The 25799-nt window shown below is 52.9% G+C and carries 21 protein-coding genes; 18 read left to right on the top strand and 3 right to left on the bottom strand.

What is annotated here, in order from left to right; translation table 11 throughout:
- Window positions 1-1025: RHS repeat-associated core domain-containing protein (locus EJ361_RS25170; RefSeq protein WP_317126952.1), on the top strand; the 1025-nt coding region annotated here is incomplete at its 5' end.
- Between the two features lie 178 nt (window positions 1026-1203).
- A complete protein-coding gene (locus EJ361_RS25165; RefSeq protein WP_126249344.1) occupies window positions 1204-1554 on the top strand; it encodes a hypothetical protein in 351 nt (116 codons plus the stop codon).
- A 150-nt stretch (window positions 1555-1704) separates the two neighbouring features.
- On the opposite strand, the gene EJ361_RS25160 is transcribed toward EJ361_RS25165, so the two are convergent.
- The gene (locus EJ361_RS25160; RefSeq protein ID WP_126249343.1) at window positions 1705-2343 is read right to left on the bottom strand and encodes a response regulator; all 639 of its coding nucleotides are present in this window, start codon (window positions 2341-2343) and stop codon (window positions 1705-1707) included.
- A gap of 162 nt (window positions 2344-2505) precedes the next feature.
- Between EJ361_RS25160 and EJ361_RS25155 the strand changes: the two genes are divergently transcribed.
- Window positions 2506-3243, top strand: coding sequence for a carboxypeptidase-like regulatory domain-containing protein (locus tag EJ361_RS25155; protein ID WP_126249342.1), 738 nt, complete (start codon window positions 2506-2508; stop codon window positions 3241-3243).
- 229 nt (window positions 3244-3472) lie between these two features.
- On the opposite strand, the gene EJ361_RS25150 is transcribed toward EJ361_RS25155, so the two are convergent.
- On the bottom strand, window positions 3473-5317 hold the full coding sequence (locus EJ361_RS25150) for a tetratricopeptide repeat-containing sensor histidine kinase (protein ID WP_126249341.1): 1845 nt from the start codon (window positions 5315-5317) through the stop codon (window positions 3473-3475).
- 748 nt (window positions 5318-6065) lie between these two features.
- On the opposite strand from EJ361_RS25150, the gene EJ361_RS25145 reads away from it, so the two are divergent.
- The 6 genes from EJ361_RS25145 to ftsY all read left to right on the top strand — a co-directional run bounded on the left by EJ361_RS25145 (window position 6066) and on the right by ftsY (window position 9208).
- Entirely contained in the window at window positions 6066-6620 is a 555-nt protein-coding gene (locus EJ361_RS25145; RefSeq protein WP_126249340.1) for a peroxiredoxin, read from the top strand.
- 83 nt (window positions 6621-6703) lie between these two features.
- Window positions 6704-7291 carry a carboxymuconolactone decarboxylase family protein gene (locus tag EJ361_RS25140; protein WP_126249339.1) on the top strand — a complete coding sequence of 196 codons (588 nt, stop codon included), beginning with the start codon at window positions 6704-6706 and terminating at the stop codon, window positions 7289-7291.
- Between the two features lie 116 nt (window positions 7292-7407).
- Window positions 7408-7647 carry a 50S ribosomal protein L28 gene (gene rpmB / locus EJ361_RS25135; protein ID WP_126249338.1) on the top strand — a complete coding sequence of 80 codons (240 nt, stop codon included), beginning with the start codon at window positions 7408-7410 and terminating at the stop codon, window positions 7645-7647.
- Between the two features lie 31 nt (window positions 7648-7678).
- Window positions 7679-7861 carry a 50S ribosomal protein L33 gene (rpmG, locus tag EJ361_RS25130; protein WP_089918539.1) on the top strand — a complete coding sequence of 61 codons (183 nt, stop codon included), beginning with the start codon at window positions 7679-7681 and terminating at the stop codon, window positions 7859-7861.
- Between the two features lie 100 nt (window positions 7862-7961).
- On the top strand, window positions 7962-8135 hold the full coding sequence (locus EJ361_RS25125) for a DUF4295 family protein (RefSeq protein ID WP_126249337.1): 174 nt from the start codon (window positions 7962-7964) through the stop codon (window positions 8133-8135).
- A gap of 110 nt (window positions 8136-8245) precedes the next feature.
- Window positions 8246-9208 (top strand): signal recognition particle-docking protein FtsY, encoded by a 963-nt coding sequence (ftsY, locus tag EJ361_RS25120; RefSeq protein ID WP_126249336.1) that lies wholly within the window; start codon window positions 8246-8248, stop codon window positions 9206-9208.
- Between the two features lie 361 nt (window positions 9209-9569).
- Here ftsY and EJ361_RS25115 read toward each other — a convergent pair whose 3' ends face one another.
- Entirely contained in the window at window positions 9570-10100 is a 531-nt protein-coding gene (locus EJ361_RS25115; RefSeq protein WP_126249335.1) for an RNA polymerase sigma factor, read from the bottom strand.
- 148 nt (window positions 10101-10248) lie between these two features.
- On the opposite strand from EJ361_RS25115, the gene EJ361_RS25110 reads away from it, so the two are divergent.
- From EJ361_RS25110 to EJ361_RS25070, 9 genes are all read left to right on the top strand, one after another.
- On the top strand, window positions 10249-11127 hold the full coding sequence (locus tag EJ361_RS25110; RefSeq protein ID WP_126249334.1) for a cupin-like domain-containing protein: 879 nt from the start codon (window positions 10249-10251) through the stop codon (window positions 11125-11127).
- A 168-nt stretch (window positions 11128-11295) separates the two neighbouring features.
- Entirely contained in the window at window positions 11296-12603 is a 1308-nt protein-coding gene (gene rimO / locus EJ361_RS25105) for a 30S ribosomal protein S12 methylthiotransferase RimO (RefSeq protein WP_126249333.1), read from the top strand.
- Between the two features lie 77 nt (window positions 12604-12680).
- The gene (locus EJ361_RS25100; RefSeq protein ID WP_126249332.1) at window positions 12681-14456 is read left to right on the top strand and encodes a DEAD/DEAH box helicase; all 1776 of its coding nucleotides are present in this window, start codon (window positions 12681-12683) and stop codon (window positions 14454-14456) included.
- Window positions 14457-14544: 88 nt separating this feature from the next.
- On the top strand, window positions 14545-16542 hold the full coding sequence (gene glgB, locus EJ361_RS25095) for a 1,4-alpha-glucan branching protein GlgB (protein ID WP_126249331.1): 1998 nt from the start codon (window positions 14545-14547) through the stop codon (window positions 16540-16542).
- Between the two features lie 326 nt (window positions 16543-16868).
- A complete protein-coding gene (locus EJ361_RS25090; protein ID WP_126249330.1) occupies window positions 16869-17780 on the top strand; it encodes a DUF4382 domain-containing protein in 912 nt (303 codons plus the stop codon).
- A 130-nt stretch (window positions 17781-17910) separates the two neighbouring features.
- Window positions 17911-18489 (top strand): toxin-antitoxin system YwqK family antitoxin, encoded by a 579-nt coding sequence (locus EJ361_RS25085; RefSeq protein ID WP_126249329.1) that lies wholly within the window; start codon window positions 17911-17913, stop codon window positions 18487-18489.
- A 221-nt stretch (window positions 18490-18710) separates the two neighbouring features.
- Complete coding sequence (locus EJ361_RS25080) at window positions 18711-20633, top strand: ATP-binding response regulator (protein WP_126249328.1); 1923 nt, start codon at window positions 18711-18713, stop codon at window positions 20631-20633.
- 309 nt (window positions 20634-20942) lie between these two features.
- Window positions 20943-24173, top strand: a complete 3231-nt coding sequence (locus tag EJ361_RS25075; RefSeq protein ID WP_126249327.1) for a SusC/RagA family TonB-linked outer membrane protein — start codon at window positions 20943-20945, stop codon at window positions 24171-24173.
- Between the two features lie 5 nt (window positions 24174-24178).
- A complete protein-coding gene (locus tag EJ361_RS25070; RefSeq protein ID WP_126249326.1) occupies window positions 24179-25600 on the top strand; it encodes a SusD/RagB family nutrient-binding outer membrane lipoprotein in 1422 nt (473 codons plus the stop codon).
- Window positions 25601-25799: the final 199 nt, after the last annotated feature.

Below are 25799 nucleotides of genomic sequence, written 5' to 3'. Positions count from 1 at the left end.
TGTATGTCTACACCAGCAACGAAACGCAGCAGGACGTGTTCTTTGACAACGTGACGGTGGCATTGGCGGGGACGCCTGTGCTGGAGGAGACGCATTATTATCCGTTTGGGTTGACGATGGCAGGGTTGAGTGAGAAGCAGGTTATTGGGAAGTTCAACAACTTCAAATTTAACGGAAAAGAGTTGCAAACTGGCGAATTTACTTCCGGGCCCGGACTGGAAATGTACGATTACGGGGCACGTTTTTATGATGTACAGGTTGGGCGATGGAATGTGTACGATCCGAAATTGCAATACGCGTCACCTTACGTTGCCATGGGCAATCGCCCAATAAATGGAATTGATTTCGATGGGAAATATTTTTGGGAGAAGAAACATATCAGGCAGGCCCGCCAATATGCACGGCAGATCGGTGGTGAATTTCACAAGTATAAAGGCAGTGATGGCAAAAATTGGGCTTCTGTTCAAGACAAATCAGGATATATAACTACACATACCGATGTAGATGGTAATACTTCCCAAGTTCATAATGTTACTACACAGGTCTTCAGACCGGGAAGTGATCGTTCTGCTTTGTTACTGGGTACTGGTAATTCCACCTCTACGTATCTCGCAAATTCTTCCGGCTTAGCTTACGTTAAGATTGTTACTATGCTGGTAGACGACGCAGCCCGCGGAAAAGATGGACAACTTCCAGGACTCGTTAAAGCTGTGGCCGGAGCTAATCCATTGTTCGGAATACCAAACAGTATAAATGTACTATATCATAAAAAGGATTTATTTGGTATGGATGCCTCCAGTAAACTTGATCAGACGCTGGCTAAAATTAATATAGTATCGGGCATTGGTTTTGGCCGGATTTTAGGAGCGGGTGCGAAAGGTATCGGCGCTGCAGCAACCTATTCTTCGGGTTTAGAAGCCACAGCTACTGCTGCCAAAGTGTTGGATTGGACTAATTATATCGTGCAGGGCACTAGCGACGCCGGTTGGTTAGATTATTTCAAAACTCCGCAGCCAGAAAATTAAACGCGAATTGATGAAATACATTGAAGTTACATTACCACTGATTCAGCATAAGAAATCGTTGATTCATAATATATTTATATGGGCCGGGATTATATCAATCGTTACCCCTTTCCTGAATATTTGGAATAACTCGACAATGACATTGGTTTTTCTGTTCTCAGGTATTATACTCCTATGCATGAATTATGTAATAAAGGATTATGAGATTATCGGTACAGTAAAATTAAGTACAGAATCAATTGTCTTTACCAGAGGAAATGATATTCAGCATTATCCAATTAATGAATTGGCTCATCTGGAAGTTTTTCTACTGGGAATTAAAGGTGAATTCTATGCTGGCAGAGCCATCACCACCAAAATTGGTACAGACAACTTCGTCAAATTTCAATGTAATTTGAAATCGGTTGAAGTGCGTTTTTTGATGGAAGAAAAAAATGCGTTACCGCTGAATAATGTATTGAAAAGCTGGACTGAAAGCCAAACTAAATTCAAACTACATAATCAGACAAAATATGATTTCGGTAAGTGAGGACTATACCTTGTAACTTTCTTTCGTGCAACTGGAATTACCATTAAGCAAGGATACTTGTTTCGAAGAAAAACGGTGAGGGGTTCAGAGCCCGCTCTGTATGTGGCGCTGCACAAGAAGGTACTCTTTTTTATTACTAAAAATCGCTCATCACTTAATCAACCCCCGCATCATCGCCTCCTTCACCAAACCCGCCATGTGCTTGATGTTCAGCTTCTGCGTGATATTGAGCCGATGGCATTCCACCGTTCTCAGACTGATAAACAACTTCTCCGCGATCTGCTGGTTCGTATGCTCCGACGCGATCAGCGTAAGGATTTCCGTCTCCCGCTTGGTCAACTGCACCTCCCGGCTCGACTGTCTTTTTCCCATGATCATTTCCGACAGCATAGCTTTTTCGAGCCTTTTATCCAGGTACTCCTCACCGTCGTACGCCTTGTCGATCGCGGAAAGGAGGCTTTCCGGGTCAGTGCTCTTCAACAGGTAGCCCAGCGCCCCGTTGCGCATCATTTTGCGAACGTACATTGTTTCTTCGTGGTTGGTCAGCGCAATAACGCGTACGTCGGGGTATTGGTCGGAAATCTGCTTGCAGAGGTCCACGCCATTGGCGTCCGGCAACTGGATGTCGAGCAGCAGCACGTCGGGCGCTTCCTGCTCCAGCGCATCCATGAGCGCGGCGCCGGTCAGCGCCTTGAATATGAGTTGATGCCGGGGCGATGAACTGAGCATCGTTTCCAGCCCGTTGATGATTAGCAAATGGTCGTCCGCGATGCCGATCCTGATTTCCATGCGTGCTCGGATTGAAAAAGTGTGACAGTAAATGTAATGCAAAAAAACAGCTTCCTGCCGTAACATCTCCCAGTACTACTACGTATGTCCTGAAATCACGTACTACACCCGTTTTCCGGCATTATGGAGCGGTATACTTTTGTACCATTAAAACCGAATAGTATGAAAAAGTTAATCACCCCCATAATCATCCTCGCCATCGCCGCCCTCGCCTGCAAGAAAGACGATAACAAGGAAGGCGGTAACGGTAACCCCCAGCCCCAGAAAGGCTATGTGACCGGCAAAGTCGTGAACGCTGCCGGCACGCCCATCAAAGGCGTGAAGATCATCATCGACCACAGCATTTTCTGGAACTCCAACCTCACCACCAGCACGAAAGACGACGGCACCTACAGCGTCAAAATCCCCATCGGCTCCTGGTACGCCTTCGCCGAAAATACGGTCGAGTACAACGGCCGGAAGTTCAAGATGGACCTCCACCCGGATAACTCCGACGGTTTCGGGGGCGACGGCGCCGTTCGCAACTTCACCTGGAAACTGTCCGGCGAAAAAACGGAGCCGCTTACCGGTACCTACGGCGGTGTGGTGGAATTCAACCACACCGTCGGGGAATTCGAAGCGATCGAGGACCGCGAGATCGTTTGGACGTTCACTCCTTCCGGCCCCCTGATCGATGGCTCTGCCGGGAAGGTGCTGACCCTGAAATCGGCGAACGGGAACGATTTACGGGACGTGCCCATCGGCCGGTACAAAGTAACCGCCACTTACGAAGGCAAAGCACTGAAGCTCAGGAAATGGCGCACGCAAGACGCATTCGGTGCAGATGTGACTTTCGATTTCTATCCCACCTTCGAATCCTTCTGCAACAATTGCCAGATCCTTGAATACAAGATAAAGTAATGTATAGCCGATTTCCGGCCGCATCCGGTTCGTTCCCCAAATAAGAACAGTTTCATCCATTACCCCAAAGACTTTATTGCATGAAACGGAATCCATTGCCCCGAATTTCCATGTGCAGCCCCGGTTCCTGAAAATCGTGACCATGCAGAGGTGTTTATCCCTGTAACAACCGGTCCCTTTTGATGATGAGCCCGTTCTTCCCGCCGGCTACGGCGCAGAACGGGTTTTTTTATGTCTTCAGGCCGGCGAATTCCGCGTAGATGCTCGTTCCTTCACCCGGGCGACTACTAATTTCATAATGTCCTTTCAACAGATTGATCCGCGTCACCATGTTGCCCAACCCGATGCCTTTGCCGGGCATGGCGGTGGTATCGAAACCTTTGCCGTTGTCTTCGACGGTGAGGGTCAGGATGCCGTTGTCGTACCCCAGTTGCACGATGGCTTCCGTGGCGTTCGCGTGGCGGATGACGTTGTTCATGGCTTCCTGGATGATGCGGTAGAGGAGGAGCTCCTGTCCGGCGGCGAGCTGGGGCATTTCCCCCACGGTGTAAAGGTTGATGGACAGGCCGGGATGGCTGATCTTGGCGAGGAACGCGCGGAGTGCGTATTCCAGGCCTTCCTGGAGAAGGATTTCGGGGTCGAGGATGTGGGAAATGTTGCGGACTTCACGGGCGGCGTCTTCGATGAGGGAAACCACCCGGGCCGAGGCTTCCGGATCTTCTCCGCGGACCGAATGCATATGGATTTTGGCAGCCGAAAGGATGCTGCCCACGCCATCATGCAGTTCCTGCGCGGTGCGGGCGCGTTCTTTTTCCTCACCGGCGAGATGGGCAAGCAGCAGCTGCGTGCGCTTGCGTTCACCGGCAGCCTTCTGCCGCTGCCGGAACAAAACCCATGTCACCGCCCCGGCGCCTACGAGCAGCGCCACGATGCCCCAGGACACCCATATCCAGAAATTCTGCCGCTCCAGCTGCAGTTGCTGCTGGGCCAATGCCTGTTCCTTCCTGGCGGTGGCGTACTGGATTTCCAGCTCGTTGATGGCGGCCTGCGTGGCCGTATTGTTCATGGAGTCGTTGAGGACGTCGTATTTCCGCTGATAATCCAGCGCCAGTGCGGGTTGCCCTTGCATTTCCTTTAATTCCGTTCCCAGTTTGTACAGCTCCCGCAGCTCGCTGCGCGGGAAGATGTTTTCCGCGTCGGCGATCGCCCGGTCGAAATAAGGGGCCGCTTTGGCGGGTTGCTTTCGCGACATGTATATTTCCGCGTACAAATGGTCGATGTAAATCCGGTAATCGGGCGGAACGGTGGGGGAAAGATGCTTTTCCGCAACCTGGTTCCAGTAAAGGGCCGAATCATTGCGGTTCACCCGGACCTGGATGCTGCCGAGATTGATGTAGGCGCAGAGCTGGAGAATGGTGTCTTTCCGCAATAACCCGATCACCCGCGCTTCATGGGCATGCGCCATGGCGTCGGAGTAGCGTTTGCTGAGGGTTTCACTGGCCAGGAGGTTCACGAGGCTGCGGCCGATGGCAATGGTATCTTTCAGCGCGATGGCGGTTTCATGGCCTTTGCGCGTATAAAAAAGGCTTTTGGGGTAGTTGCCGAGGTCGAGCAGGATGGAACCGAGATTGGTGTAATACTTCTGCAGGTTCGGCTGGTCATTAAGCCTTTCGGCCATTTCGAGCGCCTTGATGAGATGGTCTGCCGCTTTCTGTAATTGTCCCATGGCCTGGTATTGCAGGGCCATGTTGTTGTAGGCGCTGGCCGCTTTACTGAAATTTTTGATCCCCATGGCCTTTTCCAGCTGGAGCGCGGATACTTTCAGCGCTTCTTCGAACCGGAGGTTGTTGTAAAGGAAAAGGGTGTAGCGGCGGGTGTAGTCGAGCAAGCCATCGGTAAACCCGATCTTTTCGGCCAGGGCGCCTGCTTTCCGGTAGTAATAATCGGCAGAATCCGGTTGTATGGCGGCTTTGGCCGTAGCCGTAGCGATCCATTCGCGCACGGTGGTGGTATCCTGGCCGGAACTCGGGCGGGGTGCCAGGAAAAGAAAGAGAACGGGGAAAATGAGGCGCATGGTCGTTAAAATGGCGGAACACGACAAATATAATGAAAAAGGATCCCGGTGGGAGCGGCTTTGTATGTACGGTCTGCCCGTTATTTAAGTGCTATTGGGGACCGGAATTGCAGGGAGTGGCGAATGGGTTGCGGAGGGAAGTAAGCATACGATGCCTGATCGCGGATGGGCGACCGGTGAGGCGTAAGGCGCAAAAAAGCGGGAGGGAGCGTTTCCCGGGTTTGGGCGAAACGTTCCCCTGGGCCCTGATCGGGGAGCAGGGCGGGTTTTTACGGTACAATGGAGCCCGCTGCGGTCATGTGGTAGCCTTGGGTGGGAGGCATCATGACCTGCCGAAACTAGATGAATAAATCCTGTGTAGCATCAAATTCATCCTGTTTGTTGATGACGTTTTTGATAAACGGAATCAAAGCAAGGCCAACCGTAAGAATCGTAAGCAAAATGTTTCTCAGTTTCATATCCAATCATTTTTTACCTGTCTAGATATAACTAAAATACGTGCCAAAAGGTTAAATGGTTCCGCAGTGGAAAAATCCGTTCCGCGTAGGTATTTCCGGCACTTTTCCCCAAGCCCGTGCTGGGCTTGGATTTAACACTATATTCATCTATCGAAATTCAAAACGATATAGATAGAAACAATATCTGGTGTTAGTAAATCTATTTGATTTATCCCCTGGGGGAACGGAACTTTGCGGCGGCGAATCACAACAGTCCGACTTGAAAATCAATAAACAGTTATAATAGTATTATGAAAAATGCAGTTTTATCAGTAGGGGCCCAATTCCCTGAGTTCGCAAAAAAGGCAGTAGTTTCCATCGAGAAAGGCAAGGAGTTCTATGAAATCTCTTCCGAAGAGATCAAAGCTTCCGGAAAATGGATGGTCATGTTCTGGTGGCCGAAAGATTTCACCTTCGTTTGCCCCACCGAAATCGCCGAATTCAACAAGCATTACCAGGATTTCGCTGACCGCGACGCGATCCTGATCGGCGCTTCCACCGACTCCGAGTTCGTGCACCTGGCCTGGAGACAAAACCACGACGATCTCCGCGGCCTGCAGTTCCCCATGCTGGCAGATACTTCCAAATCCCTGGCAGACGAGCTGGGCATCCTGGAAGCCAGCGAGAAAATCGCTTACCGCGCTACTTTCGTGGTAGACCCCCAGGGTATCGTTCGGTGGACTTCCATCTACGACCTCTCCGTTGGCCGTAACGTGAAAGAAGTGATCCGTGTTCTGGATGCGCTGCAGACCGACGAGCTCTGCCCCTGCAACTGGCAGAAAGGCGAAGCTACGATCAACGCGTAATTTCGAGCAACGACTTTATTTCGTGGCCGGGCGGCATGCTGCTTGTCCGGCCATTTTTCTGACATTTCAAATCGATACAACCGATGTTTGGGACCAATACGACCGATACCGCACAACAGATCCTGCAGGCTGTAGGGCTGGGCGCCGCTGAAGTGCCGTCCAAACTGGCCGCCCTGGCCGCTGTGGATGCGCGTTATCTGAAAGACCTGAAAATCAACGTTTCCAATGCGCTCGACGCGGCAACGCTCGAAAAGAAGGAAGCTTTCCTCGTGGCGCTGTCTGTAGCGGTGAACGAGAAATTGCCTGCATTGCAGGGCGGTTTCGAGCAACTGGCGCTGGCTGCCGGGGCTACCGATAAGGAAGTGGCCGAGGTGATCAGCTGCACTTCGCTCATGAACGCCAATAACGTGTATTACCGTTTCCGCCACTTCGTGGAAAAGGAATTTTATACGTCCGCGCCCGCCGGTATCCGGATGAGCATCATGGCCAACCCGGTGATCGGGAAGGAGTTCTTTGAGCTGCTCAGCCTGGTGGTGAGCGCGCTGAACGGCTGCCAGATGTGCGTGACGAGCCACGAAGAAGCCCTGCTGAAGCACGGAACGTCGCAACAACGGGTGCTGGACGCGGTGCGCTTGGGAGCGGTAGTAAAGAGCCTGGGGGTGCTGTTCTGATGAACGGATTGTCCATTATTTTGGACAGCGAATATGGGAGTGTTAATAAAAACACTTCCTTTAATTTGATATTTACATAAATTAATGCGACTTTTGCAGTCCAAAATTTTTAGAACATGGCTAGAGTATGTCAGGTGACTGGGAAAAAACCGATTACAGGTCATCATGTATCTTTCTCGAACATTAAGACAAAGAGAAGGTTTCTGCCCAATCTGCAAACCAAGCGTTTCTTTTTGGCAGAGGAAGATCGTTGGATCACTTTGAAAGTGTCCGCAGACGGTCTGAGAACCATTAATAAGCGTGGTCTCTACACTGTTGTGAAAGAAATGCGCGCTGCAGGTAGAAAAGACGTTTAATTCATCGGTATCAACTTAACCAGTATACAAAATGGCAAAGAAAGGTAACAGGGTGCAGGTAATCCTCGAGTGCACGGAGCATAAGAACTCCGGTCAGCCCGGGACTTCCCGCTACATCACCAACAAGAACAAGAAAAACACTCCGGAGCGTCTGGAGCTGAAAAAGTACAATCCCATTCTCCGGAAGGTGACCGTACACAAGGAAATTAAATAAGGTCGACTTTAATTGCCTGGCTGTTAATCGTTTACGTCTATATTCGATTAGCGCTTGACGATTGACAACCTTTACAATTAACGTTTAACATTTATACGAAATGGCAAAACAAGCTTCAAAGAACTCGAAAGTAAAAGACGCGAAGGCTGCGGCTGAATCCAAAGTGTGGACGAAAGTGATCAAAGCTGAACGTTCTCCCAAGAGCGGCGCTTATACCTTCAAGGAGCAGATCATCCACAAGGATACTGTAACTGAGTACTTTAACAAAAAGTAATTCGGCTTTACTAATCATACTGCACAGAAGCTGTTCGTATTAAGACGGACGGCTTTTTGTGCTTATATCCTTATCTTCGCTCCAGTTTTTTAACCACTAGTATCACCAGTATGGGATTTTTCAATAAGCTCTTTTCCCGGGAAAAGAAGGAAAGCCTGGACCAGGGCCTGCAGAAGACCAAAGAGAGCTTCTTTTCCAAAATCGGCCGCGCCATCGCCGGCAAATCCACCGTAGACGCCGAAGTCCTCGATAGCCTCGAAGAAGCCCTCGTTTCTGCAGACGTAGGCGTAGATACCACCGTTCGCATCATCGATCGCATCGAAGCAAGGGTTTCGAAAGACAAGTATATGGGAACCAGTGAGTTGAACCGTATACTGCAAGAAGAAATAGCGGCCATCCTCGTAGACGCCCCCGATTCCGGGTTCCGCGACTTCTCCACCCCCGAAGGCAAAAAACCTTACGTGATCATGGTAGTAGGCGTGAACGGCGTAGGCAAAACCACCACCATCGGCAAGCTCGCATATAATTATAACAAAGCCGGTAAATCCGTCCTGCTAGGCGCCGCAGATACGTTCCGCGCCGCCGCGGTAGACCAGCTCACTATCTGGAGCGAGCGCGTTGGCGTGCCGATCGTGAAGCAGCAAATGGGCTCCGATCCCGCTGCCGTAGCGTTCGACACCGTACAAAGCGGTGTTTCCCGCGGCTCGGATGTCATCATCATCGACACCGCCGGCCGGCTCCATAATAAACTCCACCTGATGGACGAGCTTTCCAAAATCAAGCGCGTCATGAATAAAGTGATCCCCGACGCGCCCCACGAAGTGCTCCTAGTGCTCGACGGCTCCACGGGCCAGAACGCCCTGGAACAAGCCAAACAGTTCACCGCCGCCACGGAAGTAACTTCCCTGGCCATCACGAAACTGGACGGTACCGCCAAAGGCGGCGTGGTGCTCGCCATCGCCAACCAGTTCAAAATCCCCGTCAAATACATAGGGATCGGCGAGAAAATGGAAGATCTCCAGGTGTTCGACAAAGAAGAATTCGTGGACTCGCTATTTAGTTTAAATGGCTGATTGTCAACAAGAAATATTAAAAGCCGGAAGTTTTGCTTCCGGCTTTTTTCGTTTGGTGTGGAACTGCTGCGATCGGTCTATACTTAAAAATCCCTATCTGTTTGTTTCTGCTTGAGGCAAGCGTACTGCAACTACCGAAACCCGGGCCGGAAGTTGGGTCCGGCCCGGGTTTACAGTTTTAAACGATTATGACTTGCGCTTTCGGAAGAAACCCAGGCAATGATGGATCAATCCTGCTGAAACGCACATCGGGCAATAGCCAAATCGGAACAGAACGGCTTTCCAGCCTTTACGGGGAGAGGGGGGCACGGGGCAATTGTTTTGCATGTTTTTTTATAGAGATACCCGTTTTGCGAAATTCTCACCCTTTGCGGACAAGTTTCCGGGCCTGCTGGAGGCATTTGTATTTTTGGTTGTCGAACGAATGGCGGTTTTTATAGCCCAGCTCTTCCGCAATTTTTTCCTGTTGCTTTTTCGGCAGAAGGAACGCCTTCGACAGAAGCAGGAAGCAATGCTGCGTGAGGCGCTTGAGCACTGCATACAGCGGGGCCAGCGGGAAATGGGCCGGTTCCTGGCAATCTGCCGGATCGGGAAGCGATTGGGAAGACAGGCGTTCCCTTTCGCGGAGGCGCTTCAGCCATTGCCGGCGCGCCGCCGATATGAGAAAATGGGAAGGAGGCGCCGTAAGCCGGAACGAGGTATCCGCAGCCCGTTGGCACAACGCCATAATAGCCTCCTGGAAGGCGTCTTCCGCATCCGGACGGGTACCGCCGCGCAGGCGCACCATGCGCTCCACCACGGGGAAACATTCGGAATAGAGGGCTTCGCAGGCGGGGCGGTCGCCCGTGCGCAGGGCTAAAAGCCATTCATTATATTGTTGAGGATCCATCATTCCGTAATACCCTTTCCCCCGAAATATCACCCAACTTTTCCTGAAATCCAAGATTTCTTCCAATAACTCATTATGCGCTCCGAATGCAGCAATTCCTTAAATTTGGGATAGTGTCATTTGTTTTCACCCATTAAACCGATTCGCGTTTATGCAAGTACAGTCCATAGATCGAGTTGACCATATCACACCGGAAGATTTCAGGAAACACTATTATGAGACCCGCAAACCCTTGATCATCACAGGATTGTCCAAACAGTGGCCGGCCTTTAAAAAGTGGACCTGGGAATATTTCAAATCAATCGTCGGCGACAGGACCGTGGGTGTCTACAACAACGAAAGGGCAGGGGCCAAAACCCTTGTGAACGGGGCCGATGAATACATCACGTTCGGCCAGTACCTCGATATGGTTTCCAAAGGGCCGGTGCAACTACGCATTTTCCTGTTCAACATTTTTCAGCATGCACCGCAGCTGACGGGCGATTTCAAATGGCCCGACGAGCTTGCCAAAGGCTTCCTCAAAAAATACCCGATGCTCTTCGTCGGCGGCGGCGGTTCGGTGGCCCATATGCACTACGACATCGATCTCAGCCATATCTTCCACACCCAGTTCGTAGGCAGAAAACGTGTGCTGCTACTGGAAAACAGTCAGTCGGAGCTCATTTACCGCATGCCCATGACCGTGGAAAGCGCCGCCAATTTCGTGGGCTGGGCCGAGCAGCTGGACGAAAACCGTTACCCCGCGCTCAAATACGCAAAAGCATATACTACGGTGCTGGAGCATGGGGATTCCATGTTCATGCCCGGAGGCTACTGGCATCATATGGAGTACCTGGAAGGCGGCTTCGCCATGAGCCTCCGCGCCCTCGACCAATCGCTCTCCGGCAAGCTCAACGGGCTTTACCACATCGCCGGGCTTCGCAGCGTCAACAACCTCCTCATCAAAATGGCGCCGGAATGGTGGTACCATTATAAACGGAAAGTGGCTACCCAAAGAGCCGAAAAAGCCATGCGCCGCCTCATGGCCTAACGGAAAATGCAGATATTCAAATAATTTACTTACCTTTGCGTCTTCTCAATAGCTCCACTTAGGCTCATAGTCACTTCAAACAGCTTGCCTGCTGTACTCTCAAGAGCGTGTCTGCGTGTCTTCGTGGCAATTCCGGGACGAAACCGGGAGAAATTAAAAAATTGCTTTTTGAAGACGAGAACTTTAAAGAAAGACAAGGTTAATATAATTACGCTGGGTTGCTCCAAAAACATGGTGGATTCGGAGGTATTAAGCGGTCAGCTGAAAGCCAACGATATCGACGTGGTGCACGAAAATGCCAAACGCGATCATAACATCGTGATTGTCAACACCTGCGGATTTATTGACAAGGCAAAGGAAGAATCCATCAACACCATCCTCGACCAGGTAGACCTGAAAGAGAGCGGCAAGCTCGACAAGGTGTACGTGACCGGTTGCCTCAGTGAGCGTTACCGGGGCGACCTGGAGAAGGAGATACCCGGTGTGGACGCCTGGTTCGGTACGATGGAAATGACCGCCATCCTGAAGAAATTCGATGCCGATTACAAGGCGGAACTGATCGGGGAGCGCCTGCTGAGCACGCCTTCCCATTATGCTTACCTGAAAATTTCCGAAGGCTGCAACCGCACCTGCTCCTTTTGCGCCATCCCGCTCATGCGTGGCCAGCACGTTTCCAAGCCCATCGAACAGATCGTGGCGGAAGCGGAAAGGCTCGTGAAGATCGGCGTGAAGGAAGTGATGCTGATCGCGCAGGAACTGACCTATTACGGGCTGGACCTGTACAAACAGCGCCGCCTGGCAGATCTGCTCAATGCCCTCGCCGATGTGAAAGGACTGGAGTGGATACGGCTGCATTACGCGTACCCCACGAAATTCCCCATGGAAATCCTGGACGTGATGCGTGAGCGCGACAACATCTGCAATTATCTCGACATCCCGCTGCAGCACATCGCAGACCCGATGCTCAAAGCCATGAAGCGCCAGATCACCCGCCAGGAGATCGTGGACCTCATCGCCGGCATCCGCGAAAAAGTGCCCGGCATCGCCCTGCGCACCACCCTGATCACCGGCTTCCCCGGCGAAACGCTGGAAGACGTGGAAGATGTAAAACGCTTCCTCGAAGAAATCCGCTTCGACCGGGTAGGCGTGTTCACTTACAGCCACGAGGAAAATACTTCGGCTTACGAGCTGGAAGACACGATCCCCGCTGAAGAAAAGGAACGCCGCGCGCAGGACATCATGGAAACGCAGCAGGAAATCTCCCTGGAGAAAAACCAGGAGATGGTTGGCAAAGTCTTCAAAGTAATAGTTGATAAAAAAGAATCCGGCCGATACCTGGGCCGCACGGAGTTCGATTCGGTAGAGGTGGATAATGAAGTGATCATTAACACGGACAGGAAGTTGAAACCCGGAGATTTCGTACAGGTTAAAATTACCAGGGCGTTCGACTACGACCTGGAAGGAGAGCTGGTTTAAAAACAACTTTTTGTACCGGCAACATTGATCACCCGGTCCGGTTTTTAACAAGACCCCGGGCCACCGAAAAAAATTACATGATTACATTCGAAACATTAGGCTTACAGGAAAATCTGCTCAAAGCCGTAACTGATCTGGGCTTCGTTACCCCGACCCCGATTCAGGAAAAAGCCATCCCGGTATTGCTGGGCGGCGATCGCGACTTTGTGGGCCTTGCGCAAACCGGCACCGGTAAAACGGCCGCATTCGGTCTGCCCCTGCTGCACCAGCTGGATATGAAGATCCGTCAGCCCCAGAGCCTCATCCTGTGCCCCACGCGCGAGCTCTGCATCCAGATCACCAATGATCTCAAGAACTTTTCCAAATACCTCGGCGATATCAATATCGTTCCCGTATACGGCGGTACCTCTATCGGTATGCAGCTGCGCGATCTGAAACGCGGCGCCCATATCGTGGTGGCCACCCCCGGCCGCCTGCTCGACATCATCGAGCGTGGCGCCATCAACTTCGATAATGTTCGCTACGCGATCCTTGACGAAGCGGATGAAATGCTGAACATGGGCTTCCAGGAAGACATCAACAGCATTCTTTCCAACACCCCCGAGGAAAAAACCACCTGGCTGTTTTCCGCTACCATGCCCACGGAAGTACGCCGGATCGCCCAGAAATTCATGGAAGATCCGTTCGAACTGACCGTTGGCGGAAAAAACACCGGTAACGCCAATATCGAGCACGAATACTACGTGGTACGCCCCCGCGACAAATACGCCGCGCTCAAACGCATCGTAGACTTCAATCCCGATATCTTCGGCATCATCTTCACCCGTACCAAGATCGAATCCCAGGAAATCGCGGAATCGCTCATCAAGGACGGCTATAACGCCGACGCCCTGCACGGTGACCTCACCCAGCAGCAGCGCGACAAGGTGATGAAACGCTTCCGTGAAAGGAACCTTCAGGTGCTGGTGGCTACAGACGTGGCTGCGCGCGGTATCGACGTGGATAACGTTACGCACGTGATCAACTACGAACTGCCCGACGACGTGGAGAACTACACCCACCGCTCCGGCCGTACGGCCCGTGCCGGCCGCTCCGGCGTTTCCATCGCCATCATCAGCGGTCGAGACATCGGCAAGATCCGCCAGATCGAGCGCGTGATCGGCAAGAAATTCGAAAAAGCGGAAGTGCCCGACGGTTTCGCCGTTTGCGAAAAACAACTGTTCGCCCTCGTTCACCGCGTACATAACGTAACCGTTAACGAAGAGCAGATCGATCCTTACCTGACCCGCATCTACGAAGAGTTCGCGGACCTCAGCAAGGAAGACATCATCCGCCGCTTCGCATCCCTCGAATTCAACGAATTCCTCGAATATTACCAGGACGCTCCGGATCTGAACGTGAAAGAAGGCCCCCGCGGCAGCGACGAACATTCGATGACCCGCCGTAACTCCGGCAAGTTCACCCGCCTGTTCATCAACCTCGGTTCGGTAGACAATTTCACCCGTGGCGATATGCTCCGCTTTATCTGCGACAATGCAGGCATCCGCGGCAACAAGATCGGCCGCATCGACCTGAAAGGCGTTTACTCCTTCTTCGAAGTGGAAAACGATGTGGTGCCCCAGGTACAGACCGGCTTCAAGAAAGTAGATTACAACGGCCGTTCCGTGAGGATCGAAACCTCCCAGGACGGCGACAAGCGCAGCAAGCCCGGTGGCGGAGGTGGTTACCGTTCTTACGGCGACCGACCCAAGCGCACCTGGACCGGCAGCGAAGACGGTACTTTCCGTCCGCGCCGCGAATTTTCGAAAGGCGGCGCCGCCACCGGTGGCGGATTCCGTTCGAAACGTGGCTAACTGATTTTTCTTATCAAGAAATATTATACCCGCAAGCGTCAGTTTGCGGGTATTTTTTTACCTTGTACCAAAGCACCAAAGCCCAGATATGACGACCCATCAACCGAACAAACAAAAGCTCCCCCGTAACGAAGAGCCTTTCAGAGAACTTCAGCCCGTTGAGCCCTTCTCCCTGTTTTCCGCCAGGGACGTGGAGCTTTTCCAGGCTGGTATGCACGACAGGCTGTACGAGAAATTCGGCTCGCACGGGCTTACCTATGAAGGAACGCAGGGCACGTATTTCGCCGTGTGGGCCCCCAACGCGGCTTTTGTGTCGGTTATCGGGGATTTCAACGACTGGAACGCCTATAGCCATACCCTGTTCCCACGGTGGGACAAGTCGGGTATTTGGGAAGGGTTCATTCCCGGGATCAGGGAACAGCAGCTATATAAATATTTCATCCGCTCCAATTCCGGGGAAGAACTGCGGAAAGGCGACCCCTTCGCCAACAGTTGGGAGCTGCGGCCGAAAACGGCTTCCGTTACCACGAAACTGGAATATAAATGGAAAGACGCGGCCTGGATGAAGAAAAGAGGGGAGAAGAACGGGCTGGACAGCCCGTTTTCCGTCTACGAAGTGCATCTCGGCTCCTGGCGCCGGCCCGATCCGGACGATCATGAGCGTTTTTATACCTATCGCGATATGGCGGCCATGATGGTGCCGTACGTGAAGGAAATGGGTTTCACGCACGTGGAATTCATGCCCGTGGCCGAACATCCGTTCGACGGGAGCTGGGGGTACCAGCTGACGGGGTTCTTCGCGCCTACGAGCCGGTACGGTTCGCCGCAGGACTTTATGGCGCTGGTGGATGCGTTCCATCATGCCGGGATCGGAGTGATCCTGGACTGGGTGCCTTCGCATTTTCCGTATGACGACCATGGCCTCTACCGCTTCGATGGCAGCCATTGCTATGAATATGCGGACATGCGGAAAGGGTTCCATCCCGACTGGAACAGTTATGTTTTCAATTATGGCCGCAATGAAGTGCGCTCGTTTTTGCTGAGCAATGCCCTGTTCTGGCTCGACCGTTTTCATATCGACGGGTTGCGGGTGGATGCGGTAGCTTCGATGATCCACCTGGATTACTCGCGCAAACCGGGGACCTGGGAGCCCAACGTGCATGGCGGCGCAGAAAACCTGGAAGCGATCTCCTTTCTCAAGGAAATGAATTCCCGCATTTACGAACGTTTTCCGGACGTGCAAACAATCGCCGAGGAATCTACTTCCTTTTACGGCGTGAGCCGGCCCGTGTTCCTCGGTGGGCTCGGGTTCGGGATGAAGTGGATGATGGGCTGGATGAACGATACGCTCGACTATTTCAAGAAAGACCCGCTGTATCGCAAATGGTATCATAACCAGATCACTTTCAGCATGATGTACGTGTTCAGCGAGAATTTCATGCTGCCGCTGAGCCACGACGAAGTGGTGCACGGGAAAAGTCCCATGATCTACAAAATGCCCGGCGACGACTGGCAGAAATTCGCGAACCTGCGGCTGCTGTACAGCTATATGTTTACACACCCCGGCACCAAGCTCCTTTTCATGGGCGACGAGTTCGGGGATACGAAAGAATGGAACTTCAAGTCGGAATTGGGCTGGCATTTGCTGCAACACCCGACCCACGGAAGGCTGCGTGAATTCGTGAAAGCCCTAAACGGTTTATATACCGGGGAAACAGCGCTTTTCGGGCAGCAGTTCGATCCCGCCGGCTTCGAGTGGATCCATCTGGCCGACCAGGAAAACAGCATCCTCGTGTATGCCCGCAAAGGAGCGAACGGGGACGTGATACTCGTGGTACTGAACATGACCCCGGTACCGCGCGAAGATTACCCGGTACCCATTCCCTGGGGCAATACCTTCCACGAAATCCTCAACAGCGACGATGCCCGATGGTATGGCAGCGGCGTAGTGAACACGGGGCCGATGACGCCGGTTCCCGGGCGGTTCGGGCGGCCGTACGATCTCATGCTGAGACTCCCGCCCCTGGGGGCTTCCATCCTGAAAATGGAATCGGAGAAACCGAAAAAGAGCAGGAAGAAAACATAGCATTTCCCCGTAATAATCTGGCCGAAAATTTGCGGTTGAATTCCCGTACCAAAAGTCCGGTAACGCCCGGCTGCGCCTGTGGTGCGGTTGGGCCGTTATTTTTAGCCGGTGGAACGAATGCTCCAGTCGCCCGCCTGCATCCAAACAATAAGCAATAGTATTCGCACGTTAAATTAAGTCGCCACTATCTGTATTGAACCAGGACATGAACCATCTCCGTATTGAACGAAAAACATCATATGCCGCCGTCCATGCCATATTTATTGACAACGCTTTAACCGGGTACAACATAATAACCACATCACCTTTAAAACCAAATCTTTAGTATGAAAAACATCCTCCGAAAAGCTGGTTGGCCCGTACTTCTTATGGGCATACTATCCGTCGTAATTTACGCATGTAGCAAAAACGAATCCGCCGCACCCGAAAAAGTGCCCGAAGGCAAGCAGAAAGTCAGCCTCATGCTGACAGACGATCCCGGGCTGTTCGACAAGGTGAATATCGACATCCGTAAAGTGGAAGTTTTGACGGATACCTGCGCAACAACTGCGCGCAACGATGACGATGACGACGATTGGGATGACCGCGACCGCTGCGGTTGGTGGGAAGACTGGCGCGACCGCTGGCATGACCGCGACTGCTTCGTTTGGGATTCGCTGGGCGTGAAGCCGGGCGTGTACGATATGCTGCAGCTGCGCAACGGCCTGGATACGAGCCTGGCAACCGGTTACGTTCCGAAAGGGCGGATCAGGAGCATTCGCATCACGTTGGGTACGGAAAATTCGCTCGTAAAAGACGGGGTGACGTATCCGCTGCGTTCCATAAACGGACAGGTGAAGATCGTGATCCGTGTACGGCATCACGAATGGGACGAAGTAACGCCCGATAACCTGCAGCTGTGGCTGGATTTCGACGTACAGCGTTCCATCGTCCGCGTCAGCAACGGCCGTTTCATCCTCAAACCCTACATTCATGTATGGACGGTGAAACAGACGGGCGCGGTTTCCGGGAAAGTATTGCCGGTAGACGCGCAATCCGTGATCACGGTGTACAACAACGCCGATTCGCTGTACGCATTGCCCGGCCGTAGCGGAGAATGGAAGGTAAGAGGCCTCAAACCCGGCACCTACAACGTTTTCGTGAATGCCGGCAACGGGTATAGGGACACAACGGTAACGGATGTAAAAGTGGAAAGAGCGAGGGAAACACGCATCCCTGCCATCACGCTAAAAAAATAAATTCCGGTCATCGCATAACCTATGCGTTTCCTGTATAAGGCCGTTCCTGAAAATGGAGCGGCCTTTTTACTTCCGGAAGACTTGTTGATTGATAAAAAATATTAATTTGTGGGATCGAAAAATCAAGAGTATGAAACGCACGGGCATTCTGATCCTGTTGGGCTGCGGCCTGTATTTCTCTGCCGGCGCGCAAAGCGCGGAAAACCGGGTAGACGCGAAGAAGCGTAAACAGGGCCTGTGGATGGAAAGGTTGCCAGCGCTGCGGGAAGACCCCGCGTACTTGCTGGAAGGCACTTACCTGAACGACCGGAAAGAAGGCGTTTGGAAAAAGACGACGGAAGACGGCGATGTGGTGGCGGAAGAAACCTATAAAAACGGCGCGCTCGACGGGCTGTGCAAATATTATTACCCCAATGGAAAAATAATGGCGACGGGCAGGATGCTGGCCATCGACCTGGAAGGACAAAAAGATACCGTTGTTACGATCGACGTTACGACGGGTGAGGAGAAACTTGTGGAAGTAACACGAAAGGGCCATTCCGTGCGCCACGGCGAATGGATGCTCTATGACGAAGACGGTGGCGTGCTCCGGGAAACCTATGAAAAGGGGGAGATCAGCGAGTCGGTGATGCAGGAAAAACGTCGCGCTACACAAACTCCTTTGCCACATGAGGTGCAGCCGGTGAAACGTGGTGGCAGAAAAGAATAAAAACATACCAAAACTAATCCGAAACACTCGTTGTAACGTATATTTTTATACGGAAAGGAATCCTTATATTTATTCACCGCAACTGTGGTGAATGCCCCGTGATAACGATCCACCTATTTGATTGAACTACTGTAGCAGCCGGCCGGCAAAGCAAGAAATGAAAAACCTGGCGCCGGCGAAGCTTTGTTTTTCCAATTTGTTTGTTTCAAAATCTGTTCGTGATGATGCAAATTTTATCCCGGCTACGAATCAGGATTCAGGCCATTTACCGGATGGGTGTGGTGCAGTCGATCGGTAAGGAAGAGGCCCGCAGGATCAAGGTGGTCAATATCGTGAGCGCGATCACCGGGTGGCTGGTGATCATTTACGGCATTGCATTTTATCTGCTGCTGCACTCACTGCTTATTCTTTTGCCTGCGTTGCTGGTGTTTGCCCCATCATTTTTCGGGGTGATCTGGCTGAACGGCAAGAGGCGGCATATAGCGGCGCGCGTCGCCATACAGGCTATTTTCATATCACTCATCCTGTATTACGGAAGTATCCTCGGACGGGTAACGGAAGTACAGCTGCTGGCCGTTTTCCTCATGAGCGTGGCCCTGCTCATCTGGAAACCCCAGGAAAAGGGGCCCCGCATCATCTGCGCAGCCATGCCCATCCTTTGTTTGGTTATTCTCGAGTTTATTTACTATTTTCAGCTCATAACGCCGCTTCCGTTAAGCGAAACGACACAGAATATCTACCGCTGGATGGTAATGCCGGTTGTACTGTACCTCAACTATCTGGCCATCCATCTTTACCAGGATAATATCATGGACCTGCTGCGGATATTGCGCAACAGGAATATGTCGCTCGCCAAAAGCCGCCGGGAAGTGGAGCGGCAAAGGAAAGAACTGGAAAAATACAGCCGGGAGTTGGAACAGCTCGTCCGCGAACGTACCTTTGCGCTGATAAAGGCCAACAATGCCAAGACGCAGTTCATCAGCGAGTTGAGTCACGACATCCGGACACCACTGAACCTGATCGTCGGAATGACGGAACTCCTGTGCGACACCCTTTCCTCCGGCGAGCCGGACGCACCTGTCCAGGCCCGGCAAATGGCGCGGAACATGCAGGCGGCAGGCCATAATATCCTTGAACTCGTAAATCACGTGCTGGAATTGTCTAAAATAGAAGCCGGGAAAACCGATGAAGTAAGACCAGAAGCCTTTTCTCTCAGAGATTGGCTCCGGCACACCGTCAGCATTTACCAAAGTGTTGCCAGTAAGCAATCCGTCACCATCCACCTGGAAGTAGACGGCCGATTTCCCGAACAGATCCTCAGCGATAAGGTCATGCTCGGCCAGATCATCAACAATATCCTTTCCAACTCCATCAAATTCACGCCGGCCGGCAAAAATATCCGCGTGCGCTGCTTCCATCAGCAGAACCGCCTCTTCCTCCAGATCTGCGACGAAGGCAAAGGCATCCCCGCCGGCCAGCTAGACGCGATCTTCGAACCATTCGAACAGGGCGACAGCGAGCTGTACCGCGAATTCGGCGGCAGCGGACTGGGGCTCGCCATCGCCAAGCGCAAAGCCGAAACCATGGGCGGCAACATCCAGGTCAGCAGCACTCCCGGAGAAGGGACCAACTTCGTCATCACCCTGCCGCTGCTCGTCAGCGAAGAAGTGGCAGGGCTCCCGAAACCCGCCGTGGAACTCAATTTACTCCCGGCAGATACAACCGTGGTCGTGATGGACGATAACGAATTCGACCACCTCATCATGAAACACTTCCTCGCCCGCATCGGCGTTACGCGCGTAGCTTTCGCCAGCGACGGGGCAGACGGCATCGAGCTGGCGAGAAAAACCATGCCCGACGTCATCCTCATGGACCTTCACATGCCCGTGCTCAGCGGCCGGGAAACCTTCCTGGCCCTCCGCGCCGACGAAAAACTGCGCCATATCCCGGTTGTAGCCGTTTCGTCAGACGCATTCAAGGAGCAGGAAGCTGCGTATATCCATTTGGGTATGGACGGTTATATCCGCAAACCGGTAGACGGCAAGGTGCTCCATGCCGTGCTGGAAAAACTGCTTCGCTTCGCCGCCCAACCCATGACGGCCAAGCTCGCCGGCGTACCTATGGAAGCACCCCGTTCCGCCTGACAAATCCAGTCAATCAACCGGCCACTGTCGATCAACCGCTTGGCCTACGTATCATTACCTGTTTTCCGGTGATGCGGGTTGTTTATTGTATCCCGCTGTAGTGGCTGGTTTTAGCCAGTTTTGAAAACCCGGTCCCCGCGGCCGGGCAGGCGTATTTTATCTGCATCCCGGGCATTTTTCGCTCGGCATCCCATTTTGTCATATTGGAATTGAATAACTCCATCTCGTTGGTCCAAGGGTTTTCAGATCGGCGGGCCGGTCGTTTCTTGCCGTGTCTAAACCTTCATTTTATCAACCTAAAAGACGCTTATGAAACGATTGCTATTCATGTTGATCCTTACCGGGCTTATGCCGGCGCTGTTTGCGCAGGATGCGGTAAGGAAGGGCGTGGTACTTGACGAGGCGGGGATGCCGCTGGAGCGGGTATCCGTTCAGATCAAAGGCACTACCTCGGGCACTTTTACCGATGCTAAAGGACAATTCTCCATCAATTCCCCCCGGAACTCGGTCCTCGTGTTTACCATGGTCGGCTTCCTGCGCGCTGAAGTGGCCGCCGCGGCAGTGGACGGTGATTATTCCATCCGGCTGACTAAAAACGAAAGCCAGCTGACCGAAGTGGTGGTTACCGCACTTGGCGTGAACCGTAACCGGAACCAGATGCCCTATGCCGTGCAAACTATCAAGGGCGACGAGGTCGCCAGGATCAGGACGCCCAACTTCGTACAGGGCCTTTCCGGGAAGATCGCCGGTTTGAACATCCAGCAGGGGAACGCCATGGGCGGCTCCACCAACATCACGCTGCGCGGCATCCGCTCCATCACGGGCGATAACCAGGCGCTGTTCGTGGTAGACGGTGTGCCTTATGCCAACGCTTCCGGCACCCGCAACACCCTCAATACCACCAATTCGGCCCAGCGTACCGGCAGCGGCGGGTACGACTACGGCAGCACGGCGGCGGATTTCAACGCAGACGATATCGAAACCATCACGGTACTGAAAGGCGCCGCGGCCAGCGCGCTCTATGGCTCACAGGGCGCCAACGGCGTTATCCTCATTACGACCAAAAAAGCAAACCGCGGCCTGGGCGTTACTTTCAACGCCGGGGGAACGCTGGGCATGCTCGATAAAAGCACGTTCCCGGCCTATCAACGGCTCTATGGCGGCGGATATGGGGCGGATAAAGACGATGCCACCGGCTATTTTTATGAAGATGATCTGGACGGCGATGGCCAGCCGGACCTCATCGCGCCGATCGGCGACGATGCTTCGTATGGCCACAAATTCGATCCCAACCTCATGGTGTTCCAATGGGAATCACTGTACCCCGGTACGCCCCAATACCTGAAAAAACGCGCCTGGACAGCGCCCGAAAATAATCCCGACGCGTTTTTCCGCAAAGGCTCGGCCACCAATTTCAGTGTATTCGTTGACGGTGGTACGGATAAAGGGTCCTTCAAACTGGGGCTTACGCGCAACGATGAAAAAGGCATTATCGAGAACAGCCGCATCCAGAAGAACCTCGTCAACATCAGCGCATCCTTCAATCCCATTCCGAAACTGACGGTCTCCGCCGCCGCCAACTACACCAATATCAAAGGAAAAGGCAGATGGGGCACGGGGTACGACGGATCGGAAGGTAAAAATATCATGACCAGCCTCCGCCAATGGTGGCAAACGAGCGTAGACATTCTTCAGCAGCGGGACGCTTATTTCGCGGAAAGGAAAAACCGTCCCTGGAATATTGTCGGGTACGACGATCTGCGGCCGTATTATTGGGATAATCCCTACTGGACGATCTACGAAAACTACCAGGACGATACCCGCAACCGCTTTTTCGGCAACGTCTCCGTCAACTTCAAGGCAACGGAATGGCTGAACGTGATGGCCCGCGTGGCGCAGGATTATTACGACGAACTGCGGGAAGAGCGCATCGCCATCGGCAGTACCGGCGTCCCGAAATATTTGCGGGCTAACCGTTGGTTCAAGGAAACTAATATCGACCTGTTGCTGAACGCCGACAAGGAAATCGCGAATGGACTGACGCTGAAAGCGTTGCTGGGTTCCAACATCCGTAAACAACGGATCGAGAACGTTCTCGCGGAAACGAACGGCGGCCTGGTGGTGCCTGGGTTGTATACGCTCAGCAATACCCTCAGCCAGCCGGCCTCTCCGCTGGAATACCTGGGCAGGAGGGAAGTACAGGGAATTTTCGGCGGAACCACCCTTTCGTACAAGGATATGCTGTCGCTCGATCTGACCCTTCGCCGCGACGTTTCTTCCACCTTGCCCAAAGGGGCCAACAGCTATTATTATCCGTCCGTTTCCGGTGGATTTACCTTCAGCAAGCTGCTGCCCGCCGCAACCTGGCTGAGCATCGGCAAGCTCAGGGCCAACTATGCGCAAGTAGGCGCCGACGCACCGATCTCCGCCGTTCGCGACACATATTCGCAGGAGCAGATCTGGGGGCCGGTGGTGCAATACAGCACCCGTTCCACCAAAAACAACCTCGGGCTGAAGCCGGAACGCACCGAAAGCGTGGAAGGCGGCCTGGAGCTCGGCTTCTTTGACAACCGGATCGGGCTGGACCTTACCGCGTATAAAACCAAAACGATCGACCAGATCATTCCCGTTGCTTCCTCCGCCGCATCCGGCTTCCTGGCGCGTTACATGAATGCAGGCGTCGTGGAAAACAAGGGGCTGGAAATTTCACTGACCGGCGCTCCCGTGCGCACGACCGATTTTTCCTGGTACGTAACGGCCAACTGGTCTGCCAACAAAAACCGCGTGTTATCGCTGCCCGATGGCGCCGACAACCTGCAGTTGGCCAGCTTCCAGGGTAATGTGACGATCAATGCCGCCATAGGACAGCCTTTTGGTATCATCCGCGGTACCGATTACGTGTATACGAACGGTAGAAAAACGGTGGACGAAGATGGCCGGTACCTCATTTCACCCACCACCAACAACATCATCGGCAATCCCAATCCGGAATGGCTCGCGGGCCTCAATAACCAGTTCCGCTACAAGAATTTCTTCCTCAGCTTCCTGGTCGACATGCGTAAGGGCGGCGATGTGTTCAGCCTCGATATGTATTACGGGCTTTCCCAGGGGCTGTATGCCGAAACGGCGCTCGTTAACAGTCGCGGTGTAAACTCGCGCGAACCGGTAGATAAAAACGGCGGCGTGATCATGGACGGCGTGACGGCAGACGGGAAAGAGAACGAGATATGGGTGGAAAACGAGTACGGGACATATGGCGACTATTACAATCCCAACAAGGGATTCGTGTACGACGCTTCGTATGTGAAACTGCGGGAAGCGGTATTTACCTATACGTTGCCCAAATCGCTGCTGTCGGGGATCGGTTTCGTGAAGGGATTGGACCTGTCGCTGATCGGGCGCAATCTCTGGATCATCCACAAGAACCTGCCGCACGCAGATCCGGAAGACACCCTGGGTTCGGGCAACCTCCAGGGCTACCAGAGCGGTTCTTACCCGACCACGCGCACTTTCACCTTCAACCTGAAATGTAAATTCTGATCAACATGAGAAAACAACTCATCACCATAATGCTCGCCGGCGCGCTGGTGTCGTGCACCAAAGACCTGACGAGCCTGAACGACGACCTCAAGAACCCGGAGGTAGTGCCTCCCGGAACGCTGTTCGCCAGCGCCGAGCGTGAACTGTTTACCGCGCATGCTTCACCGAACGTGTACGTCAACGTGTTCCGCGTGATCACCCAATACTGGCAGCAAACCACCTATAACCAGGAAAGCCAGTACGAGCTGGAAGGGAATGCGCTTTCGGGAGCCTGGTGGCGCGACCACTACTTTTACGTTATCAAGAACATTCACAGCTGCCGCAAATGGGTGAAAGTGTCGGAAGCGGCGGACGAAGTGCGCAGGAACCAGCTGGCTTTGCTGGAAGTGCTCGAGGTGACCGCTTATTATTACCTCACCACAACTTTCGGGAATGTGCCGTACAAAGAGGCGATCGACGATGAAAATTCCTTCCCGAAATACGACGATGCCAAAAGTATCTACACAGACCTGCTGGCACGGCTGACCACGGCGATCGGCGATATGGACGATAGCGCGGAGAGCTTCGGCGATTCCGACCTTATCTACGCCGGCGATGTAGCCGCGTGGAAGAAAATGGCCGCTTCGCTCAAGCTGAAAATGGCCATCCTCATAGCGGATAGCGATGCTGCCGCTGCACAGACGGCCGGTGAAGATGCCGTTGAATCAGGAGTTTTTACCAGTGCAGACGATAATTTTGCGCTGCATTTCCTGGCTTCGCCACCATATACCAACCCGGTTTATGAAGAGCTGGTTCAAAGCGGCCGTATCGATTTCGTGGCATGCAAAACCATCGTAGATACGCTGGCTTCTTTCAACGATCCGCGGATGACGCGCTTTTTCAGGACCGTGCCAACAGTGGGCGGCTTCAAGGGGGCGCCTCCGGGCACCAAGCCGGACTATCGCCAGTTCTCCCGCATCCACCGCGATTTCAACAACCCGGAATTGCCGGGTATCATGCTGGATTATCCGGAGGTGGAAATGCTGCTGGCGGAGGCGAAACAGCGTGGATGGAACGTACCCGGTTCGGCTGCAGACCACTATATGGCCGGCGTGAGGGGGGCACTCGAATCCTGGAAAATCCCGGATGCGGAGATCACACAATACCTGGCGCAACCCAAAGTGGCGTATGATGCCGCCAACTGGAAAAAGAGCATCGGCGTTCAGAAATGGATCGCGTTCTTCAACCGTGGGGCCGACGGCTGGACGGATTTCCGCCGCCTGGATTTCCCGAAACTGGAGCCCGCGCAAAACGCCATTTCCGGATTCCCCGTGCGCTACCGGTATCCCGTTTCCGAGCATAATATCAACCGCCGAAACTACGAAGCAGCGGCGCAGGCGATGGGAGGAGACAAGGTGGAGACCAAGCTCTGGTGGGATAAATTTTAACAGACATTTCTTTTCATCATAAGCATTATTTAGATTTTGGATGACAGCGACCGGGGATTTCCATCTCCGGTCTTTTTTATTGGTCCCAGCCGTTAGTTGAAAACTACGCACTTTAGTGCGAGGGCTTTAGTAATGCGAAAAAATCTGTCTAAATTAGGTAGATGATGCGCCATGGTAGCCATACAGTAAGCCGCTTGAC

This window comes from Chitinophaga rhizosphaerae (assembly GCF_003958645.1).
Lineage (GTDB): Bacteria > Bacteroidota > Bacteroidia > Chitinophagales > Chitinophagaceae > Chitinophaga > Chitinophaga rhizosphaerae.
The sequence above is the reverse complement of the archived record's forward strand: the minus strand, read 5'-3'. Positions and strand labels throughout refer to the sequence as shown.

Bases quoted from the DNA above. Each gene is read 5' to 3' on its own strand.
- EJ361_RS25165 (WP_126249344.1), top strand. From the start codon at position 1,204: ATGAATTATGTAATAAAGGATTATGAGATTATCGGTACAGTAAAATTA.
- EJ361_RS25160 (WP_126249343.1), bottom strand. From the start codon at position 2,343: ATGGAAATCAGGATCGGCATCGCGGACGACCATTTGCTAATCATCAAC.
- EJ361_RS25155 (WP_126249342.1), top strand. From the start codon at position 2,506: ATGAAAAAGTTAATCACCCCCATAATCATCCTCGCCATCGCCGCCCTC.
- EJ361_RS25150 (WP_126249341.1), bottom strand. From the start codon at position 5,317: ATGCGCCTCATTTTCCCCGTTCTCTTTCTTTTCCTGGCACCCCGCCCG.
- EJ361_RS25145 (WP_126249340.1), top strand. From the start codon at position 6,066: ATGAAAAATGCAGTTTTATCAGTAGGGGCCCAATTCCCTGAGTTCGCA.
- EJ361_RS25140 (WP_126249339.1), top strand. From the start codon at position 6,704: ATGTTTGGGACCAATACGACCGATACCGCACAACAGATCCTGCAGGCT.
- rpmB (WP_126249338.1), top strand. From the start codon at position 7,408: ATGGCTAGAGTATGTCAGGTGACTGGGAAAAAACCGATTACAGGTCAT.
- rpmG (WP_089918539.1), top strand. From the start codon at position 7,679: ATGGCAAAGAAAGGTAACAGGGTGCAGGTAATCCTCGAGTGCACGGAG.
- EJ361_RS25125 (WP_126249337.1), top strand. From the start codon at position 7,962: ATGGCAAAACAAGCTTCAAAGAACTCGAAAGTAAAAGACGCGAAGGCT.
- ftsY (WP_126249336.1), top strand. From the start codon at position 8,246: ATGGGATTTTTCAATAAGCTCTTTTCCCGGGAAAAGAAGGAAAGCCTG.
- EJ361_RS25115 (WP_126249335.1), bottom strand. From the start codon at position 10,100: ATGATGGATCCTCAACAATATAATGAATGGCTTTTAGCCCTGCGCACG.
- EJ361_RS25110 (WP_126249334.1), top strand. From the start codon at position 10,249: ATGCAAGTACAGTCCATAGATCGAGTTGACCATATCACACCGGAAGAT.
- EJ361_RS25100 (WP_126249332.1), top strand. From the start codon at position 12,681: ATGATTACATTCGAAACATTAGGCTTACAGGAAAATCTGCTCAAAGCC.
- glgB (WP_126249331.1), top strand. From the start codon at position 14,545: ATGACGACCCATCAACCGAACAAACAAAAGCTCCCCCGTAACGAAGAG.
- EJ361_RS25090 (WP_126249330.1), top strand. From the start codon at position 16,869: ATGAAAAACATCCTCCGAAAAGCTGGTTGGCCCGTACTTCTTATGGGC.
- EJ361_RS25085 (WP_126249329.1), top strand. From the start codon at position 17,911: ATGAAACGCACGGGCATTCTGATCCTGTTGGGCTGCGGCCTGTATTTC.
- EJ361_RS25080 (WP_126249328.1), top strand. From the start codon at position 18,711: ATGATGCAAATTTTATCCCGGCTACGAATCAGGATTCAGGCCATTTAC.
- EJ361_RS25075 (WP_126249327.1), top strand. From the start codon at position 20,943: ATGAAACGATTGCTATTCATGTTGATCCTTACCGGGCTTATGCCGGCG.
- EJ361_RS25070 (WP_126249326.1), top strand. From the start codon at position 24,179: ATGAGAAAACAACTCATCACCATAATGCTCGCCGGCGCGCTGGTGTCG.